The organism is Arsenophonus endosymbiont of Apis mellifera, from assembly GCF_903968575.1.
GTDB classification, from domain to species: Bacteria; Pseudomonadota; Gammaproteobacteria; order Enterobacterales; family Enterobacteriaceae; genus Arsenophonus; species Arsenophonus apicola.
Map to the genome: position 1 here is coordinate 31,201 of NZ_CAJCFU010000025.1, position 19,382 is coordinate 50,582.

Here is a 19,382-nt window from a genome sequence, read left to right on the forward strand (position 1 = left end):
TGAAGTCTAAATTCAAAATATAACAACAAATTAGCCTTCATTGTAAATTTCTAAATTTTCAATTTCATTATGTTCTTTTAATTGATCATCCTTACGGAGATTTTCCAGATAGTCCAGATAAGTTTGATCAATATCTTTCGTGACATAAATACCATTAAAGACCGAACTTTCGAAAGTGGAAATATCTGGATTTTCCTCTCTAACAGCGGCAATTAAATCAGAAAGATCCTGGAAAATTAAATCATCGGCACCAATAAGTTGACGAATTTCATCCACTTCACGCCCATGGGCAATCAACTCATTAGCCGACGGCATATCAATGCCATACACATTGGGGAAACGAACTTCTGGTGATGCCGAAGCAAAATAGACCTTTTTAGCTCCTGCTTCGCGCGCTAACTCAACAATCTGTTCAGAAGTGGTTCCGCGCACAATAGAATCATCCACTAATAAAACATTTTTATCGCGGAATTCGGCTCGATTAACATTCAGCTTACGACGTACCGACTTACGTCGCTCTTGCTGCCCCGGCATGATAAAAGTGCGCCCCACATAACGATTTTTAACAAATCCTTGGCGATAAGGTTTACCCAAAATATAGGCGATTTCTAGCGCGCTATCACAAGAAGTTTCAGGGATGGGGATCACAACATCAATATCCAAATCCTGCCATTGGCGAGCAATTTTGGCACCCAATTTTTGCCCCATCCGCAAACGAGCTTTATTAACCGATATTTTATCAATAAAAGAATCGGGTCTGGCTAAATAGACAAACTCAAATAGACAAGGGGTTAGCTGTGGATTTTCTGCACATTGACGGGAAAAAAGTTGCCCCTGTTCAGTAATATAAATTGCTTCCCCTGGTGCTACATCACGCAAAAATTCAAAACCAAGGGTATCTAAAGCGACACTTTCCGAAGCAACCATATACTCATTTTGGCCGCCTTCCAATGTGCGCTTACCAAGCACCAAAGGGCGAATACCAAACGGGTCACGAAACGCCACTAAACCATGACCAATAATCATCGCAACACAAGCATAAGCACCGCGAACTTTGTTATGCATTGCACCAATAGCAGTAAAAATATTTTCTGCTGTCAGGGGAAAATGAGCAAATTGATCCAGTTCATGAGCCAGGACATTGAGTAGGATTTCTGAATCAGAAGAAGTATTTACATGACGACGGGCCGTTTCAAATAGCGTTTTTCTTAATTCATGTGCATTAGTCAAATTACCATTATGGGTTAATGTAATGCCAAAAGGTGAATTAACATAAAAAGGTTGTGCTTCGGAAGCGCTGGAGCTACCGGCGGTTGGGTAACGCACATGGCCAATCCCCATTTTGCCCCGCAAACGTAGCATATGGCGAGCAGCAAACACATCTTTTACTAAGCCATTTGATTTACGTAGACGAAATTGCTTATTTTCATCAATCGTCGCAATACCTGCAGCATCTTGCCCACGATGCTGAAGCACTGTTAGCGCATCATAAATTGATTGGTTAACTGGTGTGAAACCAGCAATACCGACAATACCGCACATCTACTTTTTCCTCATCAGCCAAGCGGAGTAATACTTTCCGGTAAAAAACTTGATGCATTTTTTAAATAATCAAAAAACCATCTAATAATATGACTAAATTGGGGTATCAATTCAGAACGTTGCCAATCTTCACTTTTTGGCAGGGGTGTAAAAGTATCTAGAAAAAACAAAATTGCCGACACAATTAATATACCGCGCAATACGCCAAAACAGACGCCTAACACACGATCTGTACCTGATAATCCAGTTCTCTCAACTAACGAACTAATCACATAATTGACTACAGCACCTACAATTAACGTTGCGATAAATAAGATCGCAATGGCAATACCATTTCTGATCAGCGGATCGTCAAAACGAGTCAGATAAGTCGCCAGATAAGAATAGAATTGGCTAGCAACAAAAAAAGCACAACCCCAGGTAATCAGAGACAAAGCTTCTCGTACAAAACCACGAATTAAACTAACTAAAGCAGAAAAACCAATAATGGCAATAATAGCGTAATCAATCCAAACCATAATTTTAATCCAAAAATTAAACATTCAGCATGGTCGAACGCATTCTAGCAGAAAACGAAAACGTTTGCGTTAGATATTTTGCTGAAAAGCCGCAAAAAGTTGCGGCGAAAAGATAAATCATCATCGCCGCGTAAATAATTAATATAATCGATTAGTATTAATATGTTTTGTCTATTAGTACATACCCACTTTAAGGTTTATAACTGCGTATTTGACCTTGTAAGCCGGTTAAATCTTTCAATTCCGGCAAACTGGACTGCAATTTTTCTCTCGACGCATTCGGGCCAATAAAAATTCGTGTCAATTGACCATTAACCGGTATTGTGGGTTCAGTGTAGACCTGATAGCCAGATAAACGTAATCTGGCAATAATCTCTTCCACTTTTGCTGCATTTTTCAATACGCCCAATTGAATGACATAAGCCCGTCCCTGTGGCGCTTGGGTTTTCTCATTCGATTTAGTATTTTGTTCTGGCTCCAACGCTGATTTTTCAACTTTGGCTGCGGCTTTTGATTTTGTTTGTTGTTGAGTGGACTGGCTATCTGCTATTTTGGCTTTTGAATCAGAAATGGCTGCAGAAATCATTGCTTGTGCAGCGCTTTCTGAAGGTGTCACTAGTGGTTTAGGATTAATTGGCGCAATAGGTTCAATTTCATATTCATCGCTGGCTTTAGGCACCAAAGGGATCGCTGCAAATTCAGTCTCATTATATTTCTTATTACCATCCAATAATACCGGTAATATAATAACGCCAACTGCAACAATAACAATCGTTCCCACCAAACGGTTTTGAAACTTACTGGCCACTTAAGCTTTCCTCTTTTGTTTGCAGTTCCATAACTTCAGCGACAGTATGAAACGAGCCACAAACCACTACAATATCCTGTTCGTTAGCTGCCGCCATGGCCTGCAACCAGGCATCTTTAACCGTATCAAATTGGTAAGGTGAATCAACATATTGTGCTAATTGTTCAGCACCAGCGCCGCGTATGACACTTAATGAAGCGAGATACCATTTATCAACTTGAGGAGCCAGATAAGATAAAGTACTTTTTATATCTTTATCGGCTAACATAGCAACAACAGCATGGACTTTAGTATTTTCCTGTTTGGGCAAGCCAGAGAGTCTATCAGCTAAATAAGCCGCCGCATGAGGATTATGGGCAACATCTAAAATTACACAAGGTTGCTGGCTAATAATTTGAAAACGGCCTGGTAATTTTGCCTTGATTAATCCCCGGTGAATAGCCTGCAATGATATGGCCTGACTAATGGCATCACCCTCTTTGATTAAACAATCAATAATTGCCAATGCTGTGGCAGCATTGGCCAATGGGACATTTGGCAAAGGTAACTGCTTAAAATTGTGCTCAAGAGATTGCCAATCCCAATGATCATTTTGTGGCGCAAATTGCCAATCTACCCCACAACGAAATAACTTTGCGCCAACGGCTTGCGCTACCTCATTAATCGACTTTGGCATATCCGGCTCACCCACAACCGCATAGCGCCCTGAACGAAAAATTCCGGCTTTTTCATAGCCAATCTGTTCACGATCACTACCCAGCCAATCAATGTGATCCAGTGCAATACTGGTGATCGCAGCAATATTCGCATCCACAATATTGGTTGCATCTAACCGGCCACCCAATCCGACTTCTAAAATAACCACATCAAGTTTAGCTTGTTTAAATAATTGCAACGCAGCTAAGGTGCCATATTCAAAATAGGTCAGCGTAGTTGTGCCGCGTTTAGATTCAATATCAGCAAAAACACGGCAAAACTCCTCTTCAGGCAACGTCTCACCTTGGATCCTGACACGCTCTGTATAATCTAACAGGTGTGGAGAGCTATAAACGCCGACTTTTAATCCGGCTTCAATTAAAATAGATTCCAGTGTATGGCAAGTGGTTCCTTTACCATTTGTTCCAGCAACCGTAACCACTTTCGGTGCAGGATGCAAAAGATCCAATTGCCGAGCAACGATACCAACTCGCTCCAACCCCATATCGATAATTTTACTATGCTGATTGGTTAAATAAGTTAACCAGCTGGCTAAAGAAGAAGACGCCTCTGGTATCATCAAGGGATCAGATATATTGTCATTTTTGATCGGATTTGTTATCAATTTCGGGTTTCTCACGATAGGGTGGCTCCAGATCATCGTCAACTAAGGTAATAACATCGATTTGACTTTCGTCTTGAACGGTTTGATGAGTTAACATAGCCAGTAATTCAGCTAATTTATCCCGCATTTCAGGCCGTCTGACAATCATATCAATCGCGCCTTTTTCAATCAGAAATTCACTACGTTGAAAACCAGCTGGCAATTTTTCACGTACTGTTTGCTCAATAACTCGAGGCCCTGCAAAGCCAATTAGCGCTTTCGGTTCGGCAACATTAATATCCCCTAACATGGCTAAACTTGCTGATACTCCACCCATGGTTGGATCGGTAAGTACTGAAATATAGGGAAGCCCTCGCTCCTGCATCTTCGCCAGTGCTGCACTAGTCTTTGCCATTTGCATCAACGACATTAATGCTTCTTGCATACGAGCACCACCACTGGCAGAAAAACAAACCAGTGGACAATTATCTTCCAGTGCTTGCTCAACCGCACGTACAAAACGTGCACCAACAACCGACGCCATTGAGCCACCCATAAAAGCAAATTCAAAAGCTGCCGCGATAACCGGCATACCTTTAAGCGTGCCTTTCATCACAATTAAAGCATCTTTTTCATGTGTCGCTTTTTGTGCCGCTGATATGCGATCTTTGTATTTCTTTGAATCCCGAAATTTCAAAATATCTTTCGGTTCTAATTCACTACCTAATTCTGCCGTGGTTCCTTCATCAAGAAAAGAAGCCAGACGTTGACGGGCCGAAATACGCATATGATGATCACATTTTGGACATACGGCTAAATTACTTTCTAATTCAGCACGATAGAGCACTTGCCCGCAGCTATCACATTTTGTCCAGACCCCTTCTGGGATACTCGCTTTACGGGTCTGGGTAATATTGCTTTTATTAAGAATCTTTTCAATCCAGCTCATTAATAGACCTTTCTGTCTGAAATTACATTATCAGTCTCATTATTATGTTAATCATTAAACCACAATGCCAAAGCATAGTGGATAAAAAACTGATCAAACCTGCTAATGACTATCTATTCTTTTGGTTTAACAACCTGTTTTTCCTTAATTGATGCTCGACGATAGCGCCAAATCTCAATAATACCCGGCAGAATAGAAATTAAAATAATTGCCACAATTAATAATTTTAAATTCTGCTGAACAATTGGCAAATCGCCAAAAAAGTAACCCGCATAAGTAAATAATAGAACCCATAATAAAGCCCCGGCCACATTATAAAAAGCAAAATGCCGATACGACATTTTTCCCATCCCTGCGACAAATGGAGCAAACGTTCTAATAATAGGTATAAATCTAGCTAAAATAATCGCTTTACCGCCATGTTTTTCATAAGATTGATGCGTTTTTTCCAAATAGACCCGGCGAAAAATTTTTGAATTGGGATTACGAAATAGACGCTCGCCGAATAAGCGACCAATAGTATAATTAACCGCATCACCAATAATCGCAGCAATAATTATTAATACTACCATTAAATGAACGTTTAGATCATTACTCTCCAATGCCGTTAATGCCCCAGCCACAAATAATAGTGAGTCACCCGGTAAAAAAGGCGTAACAATGAGTCCAGTTTCACAAAATACTATCAAAAATAAAATGGCATATAGCCAAATGCCATACTTAGCAACTAATTCAGCTAAATGAAGATCGATGTGTATAATAAAATCAATAATAAAAGTAATAAATTCCATAAAAAATCCAATAGTTGGCAACTTTAACACTGCCTATTTAAACGCAAAATTAAATTCATTATTCTGGTAAAAAAAGTGGTCCTACGGTCGTTTTAGGTAATTTATATTTTGACGGATAATCGACAGCAACTAAATAAAGCCCTTCTGCTTTTGCAGTTGCCGCCGCTTTAGTTCTATCTTTCAATACTAAAAGCTCGGCTATCCAGCTAATATCCTGCTCACCGCAGCCTATCACCAGCAAACTACCAACAATATTGCGTACCATATGATGAACAAAGGCATTGGCTTTGATATCAACCACAATATAGTCACCATAACGGTTGACATGAACATGCTTTATATTACGCCAAGGCGATTTAGATTGACACTGAATAGCTCTAAATGAAGTAAAATCCTGCTCACCAACCAAGGCCTGAGCAGCAATATGCATTCTTTCAGCATCTAGAGGTGCATGATAGTGAGTGACGCCTGCGGCTAATATCGCTGGTCGGTATCGGTGATTAAAAATAATATAACGATATCGACGCGCGGTGGCACTAAAACGAGCATGAAAATCCGGTTCAACAACTTTGCTCCAACGTACGGCAATGTCAGCAGGTAAATGGCTATTAACACCCATTGTCCAGGCAGAGTCTTTACGTATCACAGAAGTTTCAAAATGGATCACTTGGCCTGTTGCATGCACCCCCGCATCAGTGCGTCCAGCGCAACAGACTTGGATGGACTCATTCGCAACCTTAGTAAGCGCAAACTCCAAACAAGCTTGGATACTTTTTACCTGTTGTTGTCGCTGCCAACCATAATAATGGCTACCATCATACTCAATGCCTAAGGCAATTTTAGTCATCGGCAAAGAAGGTTGCTTTTCCAACATTAATAATATTGCTCCTGCACTAATTGCTCCGCAGTTTCTATTAACATTCGAGCACCGCCAAACCGGGTATTATCGGCTACCGACCAAAACTGTAATATCTCAGGTGCGCCATAATCATTACGCATACAACCGATACTTAATTGATCACTACCTGAAGCATCGGTTACCTGAGTTGGAAAGTTATCTTCGCCAACTAACTGAATATCATCAAATTGAGCAATTTCTTGCCAGGCTTCTTGCACGGTCATTGGACGTAATGTTTCCACATGAACCACTTGTGCATTACCATAAAAAACCGGCGCTTGTATGCAACTGACAACTATCGATAATCCATCATTCTGTAAAATTTTACGCACTTGATCAACTAAACAGCGCTCTTGTGGGACAGAACCTTCAATATCACTTAGTAAGGGTAATAGATTAAATGCTAACTGTTTAGCAAAACGGTCATTATTAACGGGTAAACCGTTTAATAATCGGGCACTTTGACCGGCCAATTCATCCACTGCACTTTTACCATGCACTGAAACTGAACATAAATTGGTTAAGATTAAACGTTGAATACCGGCAACATTGATTAGCGGTTTAATGGCGACTAACAATTGACTGACATAACTATCAGCAATGGCAACAATATTACGGTTACGATAATCAGCCAGCACATGAGGATTAACATTAGGTACGACTAATGGAATATCCGGTTCTAGCGCAAATAAACCACTACTATCAATGACTATACAACCCTCTTGTGCCGCCTGCTCTGCATAACGCGCAGATGCTGCTGTACCGGCAACAAAAAAAGCGATTTGTGCCTGTGTCCAATCAAATAACTGTGCATCCATGACAGAGTGTTGTTTTCCATTAAAACGGATACTTTCTCCGACAATATTTTCACTAGCTAATAGAAATAACTCACCAACAGGGAACTGGCGCTCTTGTAATAAACTCAATACGGCTTCACCGACCGCGCCGGTAACGCCTAATAGTGCAATACTCCAACCTTCTGTCATGTTGGTTTTCTCCAATCTTCTGTGCATTTCGCTCAAATTAATTTACTATTGAAACCCAGCATTTTTAATATGTTAGCGGCATCGACATTATCACAACTGACCTTTAGCGATGACCATTCACGGCGTTCTGGATAATATTTGCGTAAATGATCAAATTCGCAAACAAGATGAGCAACTTTTCTTAATGGCGCATCATCACGACGAACATCATAAACTAAATGTACTAAACGTTTTAAATTTGCCTGGGTTAATTCACCGCGAAAGGTAATCTCATTAAACTCTGCAATAGGTAATAAATCAGCTAGTTTAATTTGCGCCTCTTGGCCTAAAAACTGGCTAAATGCGGCAAAAATCTGAGTAGTACCACGCGCTTTACCTTCTAGAGAATAACCGGCAATATGTGGCGTGCCAATGCGAGTTTTAGCTAACAAAGGTAAGGAAAGAGAGGGCTCATGTTCCCAAACATCCAATATCACGTCGATTTTCTTACCATTTTCTAAGGCTTTTAATAATGCTTGATTATCAACAACAGCCCCGCGGCTAGTATTTAGCAAAATACGTCCCGCCGGCATGGCAGCTAGCAACTCTTCATTTAATAAATGATAAGATGAATAGCGGCCAGATCTATTTAAAGGGGTATGAAAAGTTAAGATATCCGCCTGACTAACTAGTTTTTCTAGTGACCAAAATTGTTCGCTATTAACAGCTGCCTCTGCCCGAGGCGGATCACAAAGTAATGTATTCACGCCCCAAGCCTTTAAACGTGCATTAAGACGACTGCCAACATTGCCAACTCCAACAATACCGACTGTTTTTTCTCGCAAATCAAAACCATCACGTTCAGCCAGTAACAACAAAGCGGAAAAAACATACTCTACCACCGCGATCGCATTACAACCCGGTGCAGCAGAAAAAGCGATACCCGCTTGCGCTAACCATTGCCTATCAACATGATCAAATCCGGCTGTTGCAGTACCAACAAACTTTACCTTACTCTCTTTAAGTAATACTTCATTGACTTGAGTAACAGAACGCACCATTAAAGCATCTGCTGTTGCTAGCTGTGACGATGAGATTGATCGCCCAGAAACTGCCTTAACTTCACCTAATGTTGCAAACAATTGAGTTGCGTAAGGCATATTTTCATCAACCAATATTTTCACTTATCTAATGCCCAATTATCTTTATTAAAATTAACCCATCGCTTTTTACTATTCGATTAGGTAGCAAGATGCTATTTTGCCATGTTAATGATATAAATCCTAACAACTGGTTTGCTCAGCGTCACTTTTTTGGCGAAAGCGTTCTGGTGTTGTGCCTGAAATCTGTTGAAACATGGTAATAAATGCTGATGCAGAACTATAACCGACATCAAAAGCCACTTGTTGAACAGTCTGTCCTTGCTCCAATTTCATTATGGCATGTAAAAAACGTAACCGCTGGCGCCACTCACTAAATGACATCCCCAGTTCCTGCTGACAACGACGTGACAAGGTACGTTCTGAGGTATAAACCCGCTTGGCCCATATCGCTAAAGCGGTATTATCTGCTGGATTTTGTTGTAATTGCGCTAAAATAGGCGCTAAAAATTTATCTTTACTGGCGGGTAAATAGGTCTTTTGAATAGGTGAACGTTTTAATTGATCAATCAATACATTAGCTAAGCGAATATCTTCTGCGCTTGTTGGTTGGGTTATGTTACGCGCATAAAAATCTAATAATATGGTATGAAAAATAGGTGTTTGACGAATAATACAGGGTTTTTTACATAAAACATGACTAACTGTTTGACAAATATCTAATATATTAAACTTAACACTTTTTTTGTTGTAAGTGGCATGTTCAACACCGCATGGGATCCAGATACAAAATTCCGGGGGCGCAATATAATGCTGCGTAGCCACTTGCATCTCTATCACACCTTTCACTACATAAATTAATTGGCCAAAGCTATGGCGATGTAATTGACACTCAGTATCACCTAACCATTCATTATTCCGAAAAACTATAAATTTTGGCTCAATAATATTAGGCTCAAGTCTATGTCTAATTTTTTTCATCACAGTAATGTTGACAGAAAGGGTGGATCAATTGGCTGATTATAAATATATATAATAAAATAGACAATGTTAAAATAGCATAATAGTTATCAGAAGGTAAATATGACTCAATAATGAAAAATTTTCTTTTTCCCCTGCTCGCGGTTTTATTATGGTCAATTAATGCGGTGGTAAGTAAAGCCGCGGCAAATGTTATTGATCCTGCCGCTATTTCCTTTTATCGCTGGTTATTGGCCTTTTTAGTACTCACCCCTTTTATGATTAAAGGGATAGTTAAAAATCGCACAATAATAAGACAATATGGCGGCAAACTGTTTATATTAGGCGCCCTTGGCATGGTTCTTTACCAAAGTTTGGCTTATTATGCTGCTCATACGGTTAGTGCCACCTTTATGGGAGTATTAAATTCAGTTATTCCTTTGTTAACGGTGATACTCAGCATTTTTGTGCTACGTACTATTCCTACTATTGGTATAGTGATCGGTAGCCTTTTATCCTTACTGGGGCTTATCTGGCTTGTTAGTCAAGGTGAACCAATGATATTTTTTAGCCAGGGAATTAATCGAGGGCAATTACTGATGTTTATTGCTGCTCTTTCTTATTCACTCTATGGGGTATTAACCAAGCATTGGGCGATCCCATTACCCAATTGGCAATCACTTTACATCCAAATTAGTTTTGCTTTGATACTATTATTGCCTAACTTTTTACTGGCTAAATCAGTAGAGATTACCTCGGCAAATATTAATTTGATCTTATTTGCCGGAATTGCCGCTTCGCTGATTGCACCCTATTTATGGATCCAAGGAGTGTTTCGACTTGGCGCTAATACAACCTCAATATTTATGAATTTAGCACCGGTATTTACGGCCATTATCGCTGTTTTATTTTTAAAAGAAAAAATGCACAGCTACCATTTAATTGGTGGTGGGGGTGTGTTACTCGGTGTTATTTTAGCGCAGCAATTAAGCACTCCATTAACACAACTTTTTAATCACCACCAATCTAACGCTAATAAAAAAGAATAATAACTTATTTAATCAATTGATTATATTGTAAATAACAAAAAACCTACTGATAAATTATCAGTAGGTAATTGTTTTTTATAGTAAAATACTTATGAATGATATTTACTCATTACCAACGAGGCATTAGTTCCACCAAACCCAAAACTATTTGACATTACCGTATTTAATTTCTGCTCAGTGGCCTGCGTAATAATATTCATTGCTTGCGCTTTTTCATCTAAATTATCAATATTAATGCTTGGGGCAATAAATCCATGCTCTAACATTAACAAACTATAAATAGCTTCATGAACCCCTGCTGCCCCCAGAGAATGGCCGGTCATTGCTTTAGTCGCTGAAATCGCTGGCGTATTGCTACCAAACACTTCAGTAATTGCTTCTAATTCTTTGGTATCGCCAACTGGCGTTGAAGTGCCATGAGTATTGATATAATCAACCTGTTTAACATCTGCCAATGCCATTTTCATACATCTCACAGCTCCTTCACCGGAAGGGGCAACCATATCATAACCGTCTGAGGTTGCACCATAACCGACAATTTCAGCATAAATATGTGCGCCACGCGCCAAAGCATGCTCTAATTCTTCTACCACAACAATACCGCCACCGCCAGCAATTACAAAACCATCCCGATCCTGGTCATAGGTGCGTGAAGCTTTTTCTGGAGTTGCATTATATTTAGTCGATAATGCCCCCATTGCGTCAAATTCACAGGTTAATTCCCAACTTAACTCTTCACCACCACCAGCGAAAATAACATCCTGTTTACCTAATTGGATCAACTCAACAGCATGGCCAATGCAATGGGCGGAAGTTGAGCAGGCAGAGCTGATAGAATAATTAACGCCCTTAATTTTAAACGGCGTGGCTAAACAAGCTGAAACACCTGAAGCCATTGCTTTGGTGACCATATAGGGACCAACACCGCGTAATCCCTTTGCCCGCATACCATCAGAGCCAGCCAATTGATTACGCGGTGAGCCACCACCAGAGCCAACCACTAAACCGGTACGAATATTTGAGATCTGCGCCTGCGTCAATTTAGCGTCCGAAATAGCCTCTTCCATCGACAAGTAAGCATATATAGAACAATCACTCATAAAACGAAGAATTTTACGGTCAATTTTTTGTTTAATATACTCTTCCGTTAGTTGAATATTACCCCAGACATGGCTGCGTAACCCCATTTTTTCAAATTCTTCTGAAAACCTGATGCCAGAACGACCCGTTTTCAGAGAAGCCAGTACCTCTTGCTGGTTATTACCTATGCTGGAGACAATGCCCAGACCAGTGATGACTGCACGCTTCATTGATTGTATTACCTCATAGTCGAAATTCATTTACTGGGAGTTTAGCCTGTTACTTTAGCTTACACTTGTAAGCTGAACAAGTCCGATCAGGTAAAAATTTGCAGAAAATATTATCTTTGGTCACTTTTATATTTTAGCGCTAGCTAGCACACTCAGATTAAATTCGTTACAATTGGCTAATTATTTAAAATATTGTAGATAATTTTGTGAATACAAATGAGATCAGCCAAGCTAAATTAAGCTGGAATGAACAAGCTATCCCCATCTCTGAACAGTTTGATGATGTCTATTTTTGTAACCAAAATGGTTTAGAAGAATCCCGTTATGTTTTCTTAGCCGGCAATCAGTTGCCAAATCGCTTTTTCTCTCACTCAGCTAAACAGTATGTTATTGCAGAAACGGGTTTTGGCACTGGACTAAACTTTATGGCAGTCTGTCAGTTATTTATCCAGTTTCGCCAACAAGCACCTAAAAACCAATTACAACTTTTACACTATATCAGTTTTGAAAAATATCCCTTGTCTATTACAGATTTAATAAGCGTTCATCAATTTTGGCCTGAGCTCGCCACTTTTTCTAAACAAATTTGTCAACAATGGCCTCAATCGTTACCTGGTTGTCATAGAATAGTTATAGAAAATGGGGCAATAATCCTCGATCTCTGGTTTGGCGATATAAATATACAATTACCTCAATTAAAAGCTAATTTTTTCAATAAAATAGACAGTTGGTTTTTAGATGGTTTTGCTCCAGCTAAAAATCCCGAAATGTGGAGTGAACAACTGTTCACTACAATGGCAAATTGGGGACGTAATGGTTGCACTTTTGCCACTTTCACTTCAGCCGGTATTGTTCGTCGTGGATTAGAAAAAGCCGGTTTTAAAGTAAAAAAAATCAAAGGTTTTGGCCGTAAACGTGAAATGCTAATCGGTCAATTACCTGCAAATCAGCAACTTGCTCCACAGCCCTGGTTTGCTCGACAAGCTGCATCCACCACTGAAGATATTGCCATTATCGGCGGCGGTATTGCCAGTATGATGATTGCGCTTGCTTTATTACGTAGAGGTAGTCGGATAACTTTATATTGCCAAGATCCCTGCGTGGCACAAAACGCTTCTGGCAATCGTCAAGGTGCACTTTATCCATTATTAACCGGTCGTCACGATAGCTTAGAGCGCTTTTTTATTACCGCTTTTTCTTATGCAAAACGTTACTATAGTCAACTTGAACAGTTAGGCATTGCATTTGAACATGACTGGAGCGGCTTAGTGCAATTAGGTTATGGCGTAAAAAGCCAACAAAAAATCGAGCAAATATTGACAAAAAACTGGCCTTCTGACTTTGCGCGCTATGAAACTCGACAAACATTACAAACTATTTGTGGTGTTGATGTTAACCATGATGGCATTTACTATCCAACTGCCGGCTGGTTATGCCCAGCCGAGTTGACATTCAATAGCTGGCAATATGCGCAACAACAAGGTTTAAAAAGTTATTTTAATCATCGTCTTATTCAACTTGAAAATACTCCCGCTGGCTGGAAATTGATATTGAAACAAGGACAAGCGCAACGGCAAATAACGCATAAAACCGTTATTATCGCTAATGGCCATCAATTACCTCTATTTTCTCAAACGGAAAAATTGCCAGTTAGTGCTGTTCGAGGACAAGTTAGTCATATTCCGACCACTTTGACACTCAACCAACTGCAAACAACACTCTGTTATGCCGGATATTTAACGCCAGCTAATCATCAATATCACTGCTTAGGCGCGAGTTATAAACGTCATCAACTGACACTAGAATATTCCAAACTGGAGCAACAAGAAAACCATTCTCGCTTGTTAACTTGTTTGCCTGATGTTGGATGGACAAAAGAAGTTGATATCAGCCAAAATGCATCACGTCAAAGCATTCGCTGTGTTACACGTGATCATTTACCAATGGTCGGTAATGTACCCGATGTTAATCAACTTATTCTTCAATATACACAATTAGATAAACAGCTCAATGAGCAGCAGCATATTTTGCAAGCGCCTGTTCATGCCAATCTATTTGTTATTGGTGCATTGGGAGCAAGAGGATTGTGTAGTGCGCCAATTTGCGCGGAATTACTTTGCAGCCAAATTTTTGCTGAACCATTACCTTTTGCCGACGATATACTGGCTAATCTCCATCCTAACCGATTTTGGATCAGAAAATTGTTGCAAGGCCGAGCGATTAAACTAGATAAATAACTTTTTAACAAAAAATATTTAATCTCTATTAAAGAGTATATTGCATTGCACAACGCGAAGATGCAGTAAATCCATACGCCACTTCTCTTTTTAAAATAGCTTGTAGTGGCAAAGTAAGCTTTTCGGCCGGAATAATTGTAAAACCCAATTTTTGATAATAAGCGCCATTCCAGGCAACATCACGAAAAGTTGTTAAAGTAACATGATCACAGCTTAGCTGTTTTGCTTGAATAATGGCCTGTTGCAATAAAATCTGACCAATTCCTCTTCTCTTCCATCGGCTAGCAACGGATAATTCCCAAATATGCAAAGCTTGATCCATCACTTCAACTTCAATAAAACCAACAAGCTGTTGTTCCACAACGGCTACCCAACAATCGCCATCAACAATAAACTCTAAATGTTGGTTAATGGATTTACCTTGTGCATCAGCAAGCCAAGCAAGCTCGGGAATTTGACGAAATAAAGTCGCCGCTGACCGTTCAATATTGACTAATTTTTCTGCTTCAGTGGGTAGTGCCAATCTTACCAACATCGTTACCCCATTTAAAAATGCGACAATACACTATTTAAAGTTACTCACTTTATGCTTATTGAAGCGCATTTTCTAACAACTTGCGCCAAGTATTTAATATCAATCGCTGATCAGGGGGACTTAATTCACCAGCCTTAATTGCCTGATCAATACTCTTTTCAACACGATCAGAAAGCGCTGCAATATTATTTTTATTTTCAGCTTCTAGTTCAGCAATAGCTAATGTTAAATGGCCACGTAAATAACCACCCGCAAAAAGCTCATCTTGACTAGCATCATCAACATTGTTATCAATTTGCGTTAAAATACGCGTTTCCAATTCCGCAAGCATGGTTTTGTTCCTTTATACTAGCTAAATTTTTTATAGCTCTTTGGGGTAAATGAAATTTTGCTTCACTAAGGGAGGCGTATTATAAAACAATTGTAGATTTTGAATAAATCTCTCCGCTCGGGCCGGGATACCATTTGCTAGGTAATCCAGCACCTGCTGATAAACTTTGCACTGAAAAGCAAACCGATCAGGTTCAAAATTAGCGGCCAAATTATCGCAACTAACATTAAAGGGAAATGCTGCCGCCACACAAAACATCCATTCAAGTGCTTGCGGTTTAACTTCAACTTTTTCAAAAGCGTTTTGTGTTTGCTCATTCCGGCCATCTGGATAATACCAATAACCAAAATCTATTTGTTGGCGCCGAATTTCGCCGGCAATGCACCAGTGGGAAATTTCATGTAAAGCACTCGCATAAAAACCACGTGCAAAAATAATTCGATGATAGGGTATTTCATTATCTGCAGGCAGATAGATAGGTTCATCATCTCCTTTAATTAAACGTGTGCAATACTATTTCTCAAAACAAATACTAAAAATGTTAATAAGATGATTATAATTATGTTCTTTCATTGATATTTACATCATACCATTAAAAATCTGGCTCACCACATTGTGCTCGATGGCGTAAAAAATGGTCGATAAGTACAATTGCCATCATCGCTTCGGCTATCGGTACAGCCCGGATACCGACACAGGGATCATGACGTCCTTTGGTGATCACTTCAACTTCATCACCTTGCTGATTAATTGTTTTACCCGGTATGGTGATACTCGAAGTCGGCTTTAAAGCTAAATGGGCAATAATCGGTTGACTACTACTGATGCCACCTAATATACCACCGGCATGATTACTGGCAAATCCGTCATGGGTTATTTCATCCCGATTTTCATTGCCTTTTAATGTGACCACCTTAAAACCAGCCCCAATTTCAACACCTTTAACGGCATTGATACTCATCATTGCATGGGCAATATCCGCATCCAATCGATCAAAAACAGGTTCACCTAATCCGGCTGGAACATGCTCAGCAACAACAGTTACTTTAGCCCCAATTGAATTACCCTCTTTTTTTAATGAACGTAATAAGGCATCCAAAGCATCCAATTTTGTTGCATCAGGACAAAAGAAAGGATTCTGTTCAACTAAATCCCAATCTTTTAGTTCACAACAAATATCACCCATTTGACTTAAATAAGCCCGAACAGTTATACCTAGTTTTTGTTGCAGATATTTTTTTGCGATCGCACCCGCAGCAACACGCATGGCCGTTTCACGTGCTGAAGAACGCCCGCCACCGCGGTAGTCACGTAAACCATATTTTTGTTGATAAGTGTAATCTGCATGCCCAGGGCGAAAAATATCCTTGATCTCACTATAATCCTGCGACCGTTGATCCTGATTTTCAATCAACAAACCAATAGGCGTTCCGGTCGTTATGCCATTAAAAACACCGGACAAAATTTTAACCTGATCAAGTTCACGGCGTGGAGTCGTATAACGAGAATTGCCAGGCCGACGACGATCTAAATCGGTTTGCAGATCTTTTTCTGATAACGCCATACCAGGAGGAACGCCATCCACAATACATCCTAGTGCTAAACCATGCGATTCACCAAATGTGGTTACACGAAAAAGCTGTCCAATCGAATTTCCCGCCATCCCCTCTGCTTCCTATTTTTCTCATTTATCATAATAATAATTAATGAATAAATTATTTTATTGTATGAAAAAAGATAATTACCCGTTAATCAATAAATAATTTAAATTTCTCTTGATGTTCAATGAGTTGTTTCTGCGTTAGCATAAACACCCCATCGCCACCCTGTTCAAACTGCAACCAAGTAAACGGCATATCCGGATATTGTTCAATAAGATGTAACATACTATTGCCAACTTCACAAATTAGCACTCCATTTTCTGTTAGAAAACGTGAGGCATTGGCTAGAATTCGCCTGACAAGTTTTAAACCATCAGACCCTGCTGCAAGCGCTAATTTAGGCTCGACCAGATATTCAGCTGGTAAATCAGACATATCTTCAGCATCCACATAGGGTGGGTTAGTAACCATTAAATCATATTTAATTTGTGGCATATTCAAAAACAGGTCTGAACGAATAGGTACTATCCGATCGGCCAGGCCATGATCGATAATATTTTGTTCAGTGACTGCCAATGCATCAGCCGAAATATCAACCGCATCAATTTGTGCTTGCGGAAATTCATAAGCGCAGGCAATAGCAATACATCCACTACCAGTGCACATATCTAGAATAGTTGCTGGCTCATAATTAATGATGCCGGCAAAATGTTTATTAATTAGTTCGCCTATCGGAGAACGGGGGATCAATACACGCTCGTCAACATAAAATTCATGTCCACAAAACCAGGCTTTATTGGTTAAATAAGCAACGGGGATATGCTCATTAATACGACGTAATACTCGATCCACGATACGATGACGTTCACTTAGCGTCAGACGAGAAACCCACCATGGTTGAGGAATATCCAAGGGCAAAAAAAGTGATGGCAAAACAAGTTGCAAAGCTTCATCCCAACAATTATCTGTTCCATGACCGTAATAAATATTTGCTGCATTAAACCGACTAATTACCCAACGCAACATATCTTGGATGGTATGTAGTTCCGCAACCGCCTCATCTACAAAAATCTTGTCCAAAACTCCTCCTAACCAATAAAAGGTTGATCTATTTAATACTGATAGTCTGCCATGAACAACTCAACAAATCAGCTTATTGTTTAGGAATTTTATAGCAACTACATTAATTAACATTCGAATACTAGCCATATCTGATAAAGCTTACAGCTTATAAGGAAGGTAATAACAGAAAAATTAAGATAAAATTAACAGAATAATTGACTAATTGATTAACAGAATGACAATGAAAAATAAGTTCAAATTGAGTGCTGAGGAAATAAAACTATTCAAGGAAACAGTCGCAGGGACTAAACCTTTACTACATGATATCGTTAGTCACTCACCACAACGACATCATCGAATAAAATCGCAATTTGCGGCAAAACGTTTGCTCCAAGAGCAACTCGATGTTAGTTATTACTTTTCCGATGAATATCAACCCCTTTTGGCAGAAGAAGGGCCTACTCGTTATCTACGACCCGATATAAATCCTTATGAATTAAAAAAACTACGTCGGGGTGATTATACGCCTGAACTGTTTCTCGATTTACATGGTTTATCTCAACGACAAGCTAAACAAGAAATTGCAGCACTAATCGCAGCTTGCTACCGAGATAATATCCATTGTGCCTGTATTATGCATGGTCACGGAAAACACATTTTAAAACAGCAAATTCCCCTTTGGCTTGCTCAACATCCTAATATCACTGCTTTTCATCAAGCCCCCAAAGTTTGGGGTGGTAGCGCTTCGTTGCTGATCCTGGTCGAAACCGATGAAACTCAACGCAGATAACAGCTAAAAGCAACTAGAAATGTGCAGCTAGTTTATTAACACTTTGCAAAATTTGAGAAGGTGCCCGTTGCCATCTATATTCCGCGTGCCGCATTTCCGTATTTATCTCTACATAAGCAATTGCAGAGGTTGCAAACATAGGTGGGATTTCTTGTGGGCATAAAGCCGATACCAAATAACCGACTAATGGCAAGTGTGAAATAATCAATGCTGTGCTTACACCTCCCTCGGCAAGTAATTGCAAATAATTAGCAATAGATTGCGGATCGCCATCAGGAATAAGTTCCGCTAATACTTCCTGTTGACCTGAATATGGCAATAATGGCTGCATTGCCTGATAAGTTTGTACTGCTCTTACATATGGGCTGGTAAACACTCGGTCGAAGACTGGATTTTGTTGTGCTAGCCAACTGGCCATTAATTTAGATTCTTCTATTCCTTTAAGAGTGAGTTCTCTTGCTGCATCATTAATTGTATTTAGAGTTGCGTCACCATGACGCATAATAAAAACTTGCATAATCCACCATTTGAGTAAAATATTTTCACCTAACCCCCTACATAGGAGCCCTCTAATTACTCGCTAATGTTGTTGTCGGAAAATATGCAGGGCAAGGCAACCCGAGATTCTGCACTAAA

Annotated in this window: 19 protein-coding genes and 1 pseudogene; 3 read left to right on the forward strand and 17 right to left on the reverse strand. The window is 39.6% G+C overall.

Annotated elements, in window-relative coordinates:
* Nucleotides 1-30: 30 nt before the first annotated feature.
* The 10 genes from purF to H1X92_RS01920 form a co-directional block, all read right to left on the reverse strand.
* On the reverse strand, nucleotides 31-1,542 hold the full coding sequence (gene purF / locus H1X92_RS01875; RefSeq protein ID WP_180558613.1) for an amidophosphoribosyltransferase: 1,512 nt from the start codon (nucleotides 1,540-1,542) through the stop codon (nucleotides 31-33).
* Between the two features lie 14 nt (nucleotides 1,543-1,556).
* Nucleotides 1,557-2,060: a colicin V production protein gene (gene cvpA / locus H1X92_RS01880; protein WP_180558614.1), complete on the reverse strand. Its 504-nt coding sequence runs from the start codon at nucleotides 2,058-2,060 to the stop codon at nucleotides 1,557-1,559.
* Between the two features lie 190 nt (nucleotides 2,061-2,250).
* The gene (gene dedD / locus H1X92_RS01885; protein ID WP_180558615.1) at nucleotides 2,251-2,868 is read right to left on the reverse strand and encodes a cell division protein DedD; all 618 of its coding nucleotides are present in this window, start codon (nucleotides 2,866-2,868) and stop codon (nucleotides 2,251-2,253) included.
* Nucleotides 2,858-4,159 (reverse strand): bifunctional tetrahydrofolate synthase/dihydrofolate synthase, encoded by a 1,302-nt coding sequence (folC, locus tag H1X92_RS01890; RefSeq protein WP_180558645.1) that lies wholly within the window; start codon nucleotides 4,157-4,159, stop codon nucleotides 2,858-2,860. Before folC ends, dedD begins: the two co-directional genes overlap by 11 nt.
* Nucleotides 4,160-4,163: 4 nt before the next feature.
* Entirely contained in the window at nucleotides 4,164-5,117 is a 954-nt protein-coding gene (gene accD / locus H1X92_RS01895) for an acetyl-CoA carboxylase, carboxyltransferase subunit beta (RefSeq protein ID WP_180558616.1), read from the reverse strand.
* Nucleotides 5,118-5,230: 113 nt separating this feature from the next.
* Nucleotides 5,231-5,908 carry a DedA family protein gene (locus H1X92_RS01900; protein ID WP_180558617.1) on the reverse strand — a complete coding sequence of 226 codons (678 nt, stop codon included), beginning with the start codon at nucleotides 5,906-5,908 and terminating at the stop codon, nucleotides 5,231-5,233.
* A gap of 58 nt (nucleotides 5,909-5,966) precedes the next feature.
* The gene (truA, locus tag H1X92_RS01905; protein WP_180558618.1) at nucleotides 5,967-6,782 is read right to left on the reverse strand and encodes a tRNA pseudouridine(38-40) synthase TruA; all 816 of its coding nucleotides are present in this window, start codon (nucleotides 6,780-6,782) and stop codon (nucleotides 5,967-5,969) included.
* Nucleotides 6,782-7,792 (reverse strand): aspartate-semialdehyde dehydrogenase, encoded by a 1,011-nt coding sequence (locus H1X92_RS01910; RefSeq protein WP_180558619.1) that lies wholly within the window; start codon nucleotides 7,790-7,792, stop codon nucleotides 6,782-6,784. Before H1X92_RS01910 ends, truA begins: the two co-directional genes overlap by 1 nt.
* A 32-nt stretch (nucleotides 7,793-7,824) precedes the next feature.
* Nucleotides 7,825-8,955, reverse strand: coding sequence for a 4-phosphoerythronate dehydrogenase PdxB (gene pdxB / locus H1X92_RS01915; protein WP_180558620.1), 1,131 nt, complete (start codon nucleotides 8,953-8,955; stop codon nucleotides 7,825-7,827).
* 99 nt (nucleotides 8,956-9,054) lie between these two features.
* Complete coding sequence (locus H1X92_RS01920; protein ID WP_180558621.1) at nucleotides 9,055-9,852, reverse strand: AraC family transcriptional regulator; 798 nt, start codon at nucleotides 9,850-9,852, stop codon at nucleotides 9,055-9,057.
* Between the two features lie 113 nt (nucleotides 9,853-9,965).
* Here H1X92_RS01920 and H1X92_RS01925 point away from each other — a divergent pair, with 113 nt between their 5' ends.
* Complete coding sequence (locus tag H1X92_RS01925; protein ID WP_180558622.1) at nucleotides 9,966-10,880, forward strand: DMT family transporter; 915 nt, start codon at nucleotides 9,966-9,968, stop codon at nucleotides 10,878-10,880.
* An 89-nt stretch (nucleotides 10,881-10,969) separates the two neighbouring features.
* On the opposite strand, the gene fabB is transcribed toward H1X92_RS01925, so the two are convergent.
* Nucleotides 10,970-12,190, reverse strand: coding sequence for a beta-ketoacyl-ACP synthase I (gene fabB, locus H1X92_RS01930; protein ID WP_180558623.1), 1,221 nt, complete (start codon nucleotides 12,188-12,190; stop codon nucleotides 10,970-10,972).
* A gap of 206 nt (nucleotides 12,191-12,396) precedes the next feature.
* Between fabB and mnmC the strand changes: the two genes are divergently transcribed.
* Nucleotides 12,397-14,427 (forward strand): bifunctional tRNA (5-methylaminomethyl-2-thiouridine)(34)-methyltransferase MnmD/FAD-dependent 5-carboxymethylaminomethyl-2-thiouridine(34) oxidoreductase MnmC, encoded by a 2,031-nt coding sequence (gene mnmC / locus H1X92_RS01935; RefSeq protein ID WP_180558624.1) that lies wholly within the window; start codon nucleotides 12,397-12,399, stop codon nucleotides 14,425-14,427.
* 28 nt (nucleotides 14,428-14,455) lie between these two features.
* Here mnmC and H1X92_RS01940 read toward each other — a convergent pair whose 3' ends face one another.
* The 5 genes and pseudogenes from H1X92_RS01940 to prmB form a co-directional block, all read right to left on the reverse strand.
* Nucleotides 14,456-14,962: a GNAT family N-acetyltransferase gene (locus tag H1X92_RS01940; RefSeq protein ID WP_180558625.1), complete on the reverse strand. Its 507-nt coding sequence runs from the start codon at nucleotides 14,960-14,962 to the stop codon at nucleotides 14,456-14,458.
* A 55-nt stretch (nucleotides 14,963-15,017) separates the two neighbouring features.
* Nucleotides 15,018-15,293, reverse strand: a complete 276-nt coding sequence (locus H1X92_RS01945; protein ID WP_180558626.1) for a YfcL family protein — start codon at nucleotides 15,291-15,293, stop codon at nucleotides 15,018-15,020.
* Between the two features lie 30 nt (nucleotides 15,294-15,323).
* Nucleotides 15,324-15,866: pseudogene (locus H1X92_RS01950) on the reverse strand (elongation factor P hydroxylase).
* Between the two features lie 19 nt (nucleotides 15,867-15,885).
* The gene (gene aroC / locus H1X92_RS01955) at nucleotides 15,886-16,956 is read right to left on the reverse strand and encodes a chorismate synthase (RefSeq protein ID WP_180558627.1); all 1,071 of its coding nucleotides are present in this window, start codon (nucleotides 16,954-16,956) and stop codon (nucleotides 15,886-15,888) included.
* A gap of 85 nt (nucleotides 16,957-17,041) precedes the next feature.
* Nucleotides 17,042-17,974, reverse strand: coding sequence for a 50S ribosomal protein L3 N(5)-glutamine methyltransferase (gene prmB, locus H1X92_RS01960; protein WP_180558628.1), 933 nt, complete (start codon nucleotides 17,972-17,974; stop codon nucleotides 17,042-17,044).
* Between the two features lie 223 nt (nucleotides 17,975-18,197).
* Between prmB and smrB the strand changes: the two genes are divergently transcribed.
* Nucleotides 18,198-18,746, forward strand: a complete 549-nt coding sequence (smrB, locus tag H1X92_RS01965) for an endonuclease SmrB (RefSeq protein WP_180558629.1) — start codon at nucleotides 18,198-18,200, stop codon at nucleotides 18,744-18,746.
* 13 nt (nucleotides 18,747-18,759) lie between these two features.
* On the opposite strand, the gene sixA is transcribed toward smrB, so the two are convergent.
* Nucleotides 18,760-19,263 carry a phosphohistidine phosphatase SixA gene (gene sixA / locus H1X92_RS01970; RefSeq protein ID WP_180558630.1) on the reverse strand — a complete coding sequence of 168 codons (504 nt, stop codon included), beginning with the start codon at nucleotides 19,261-19,263 and terminating at the stop codon, nucleotides 18,760-18,762.
* Nucleotides 19,264-19,382 lie beyond the last annotated feature (119 nt).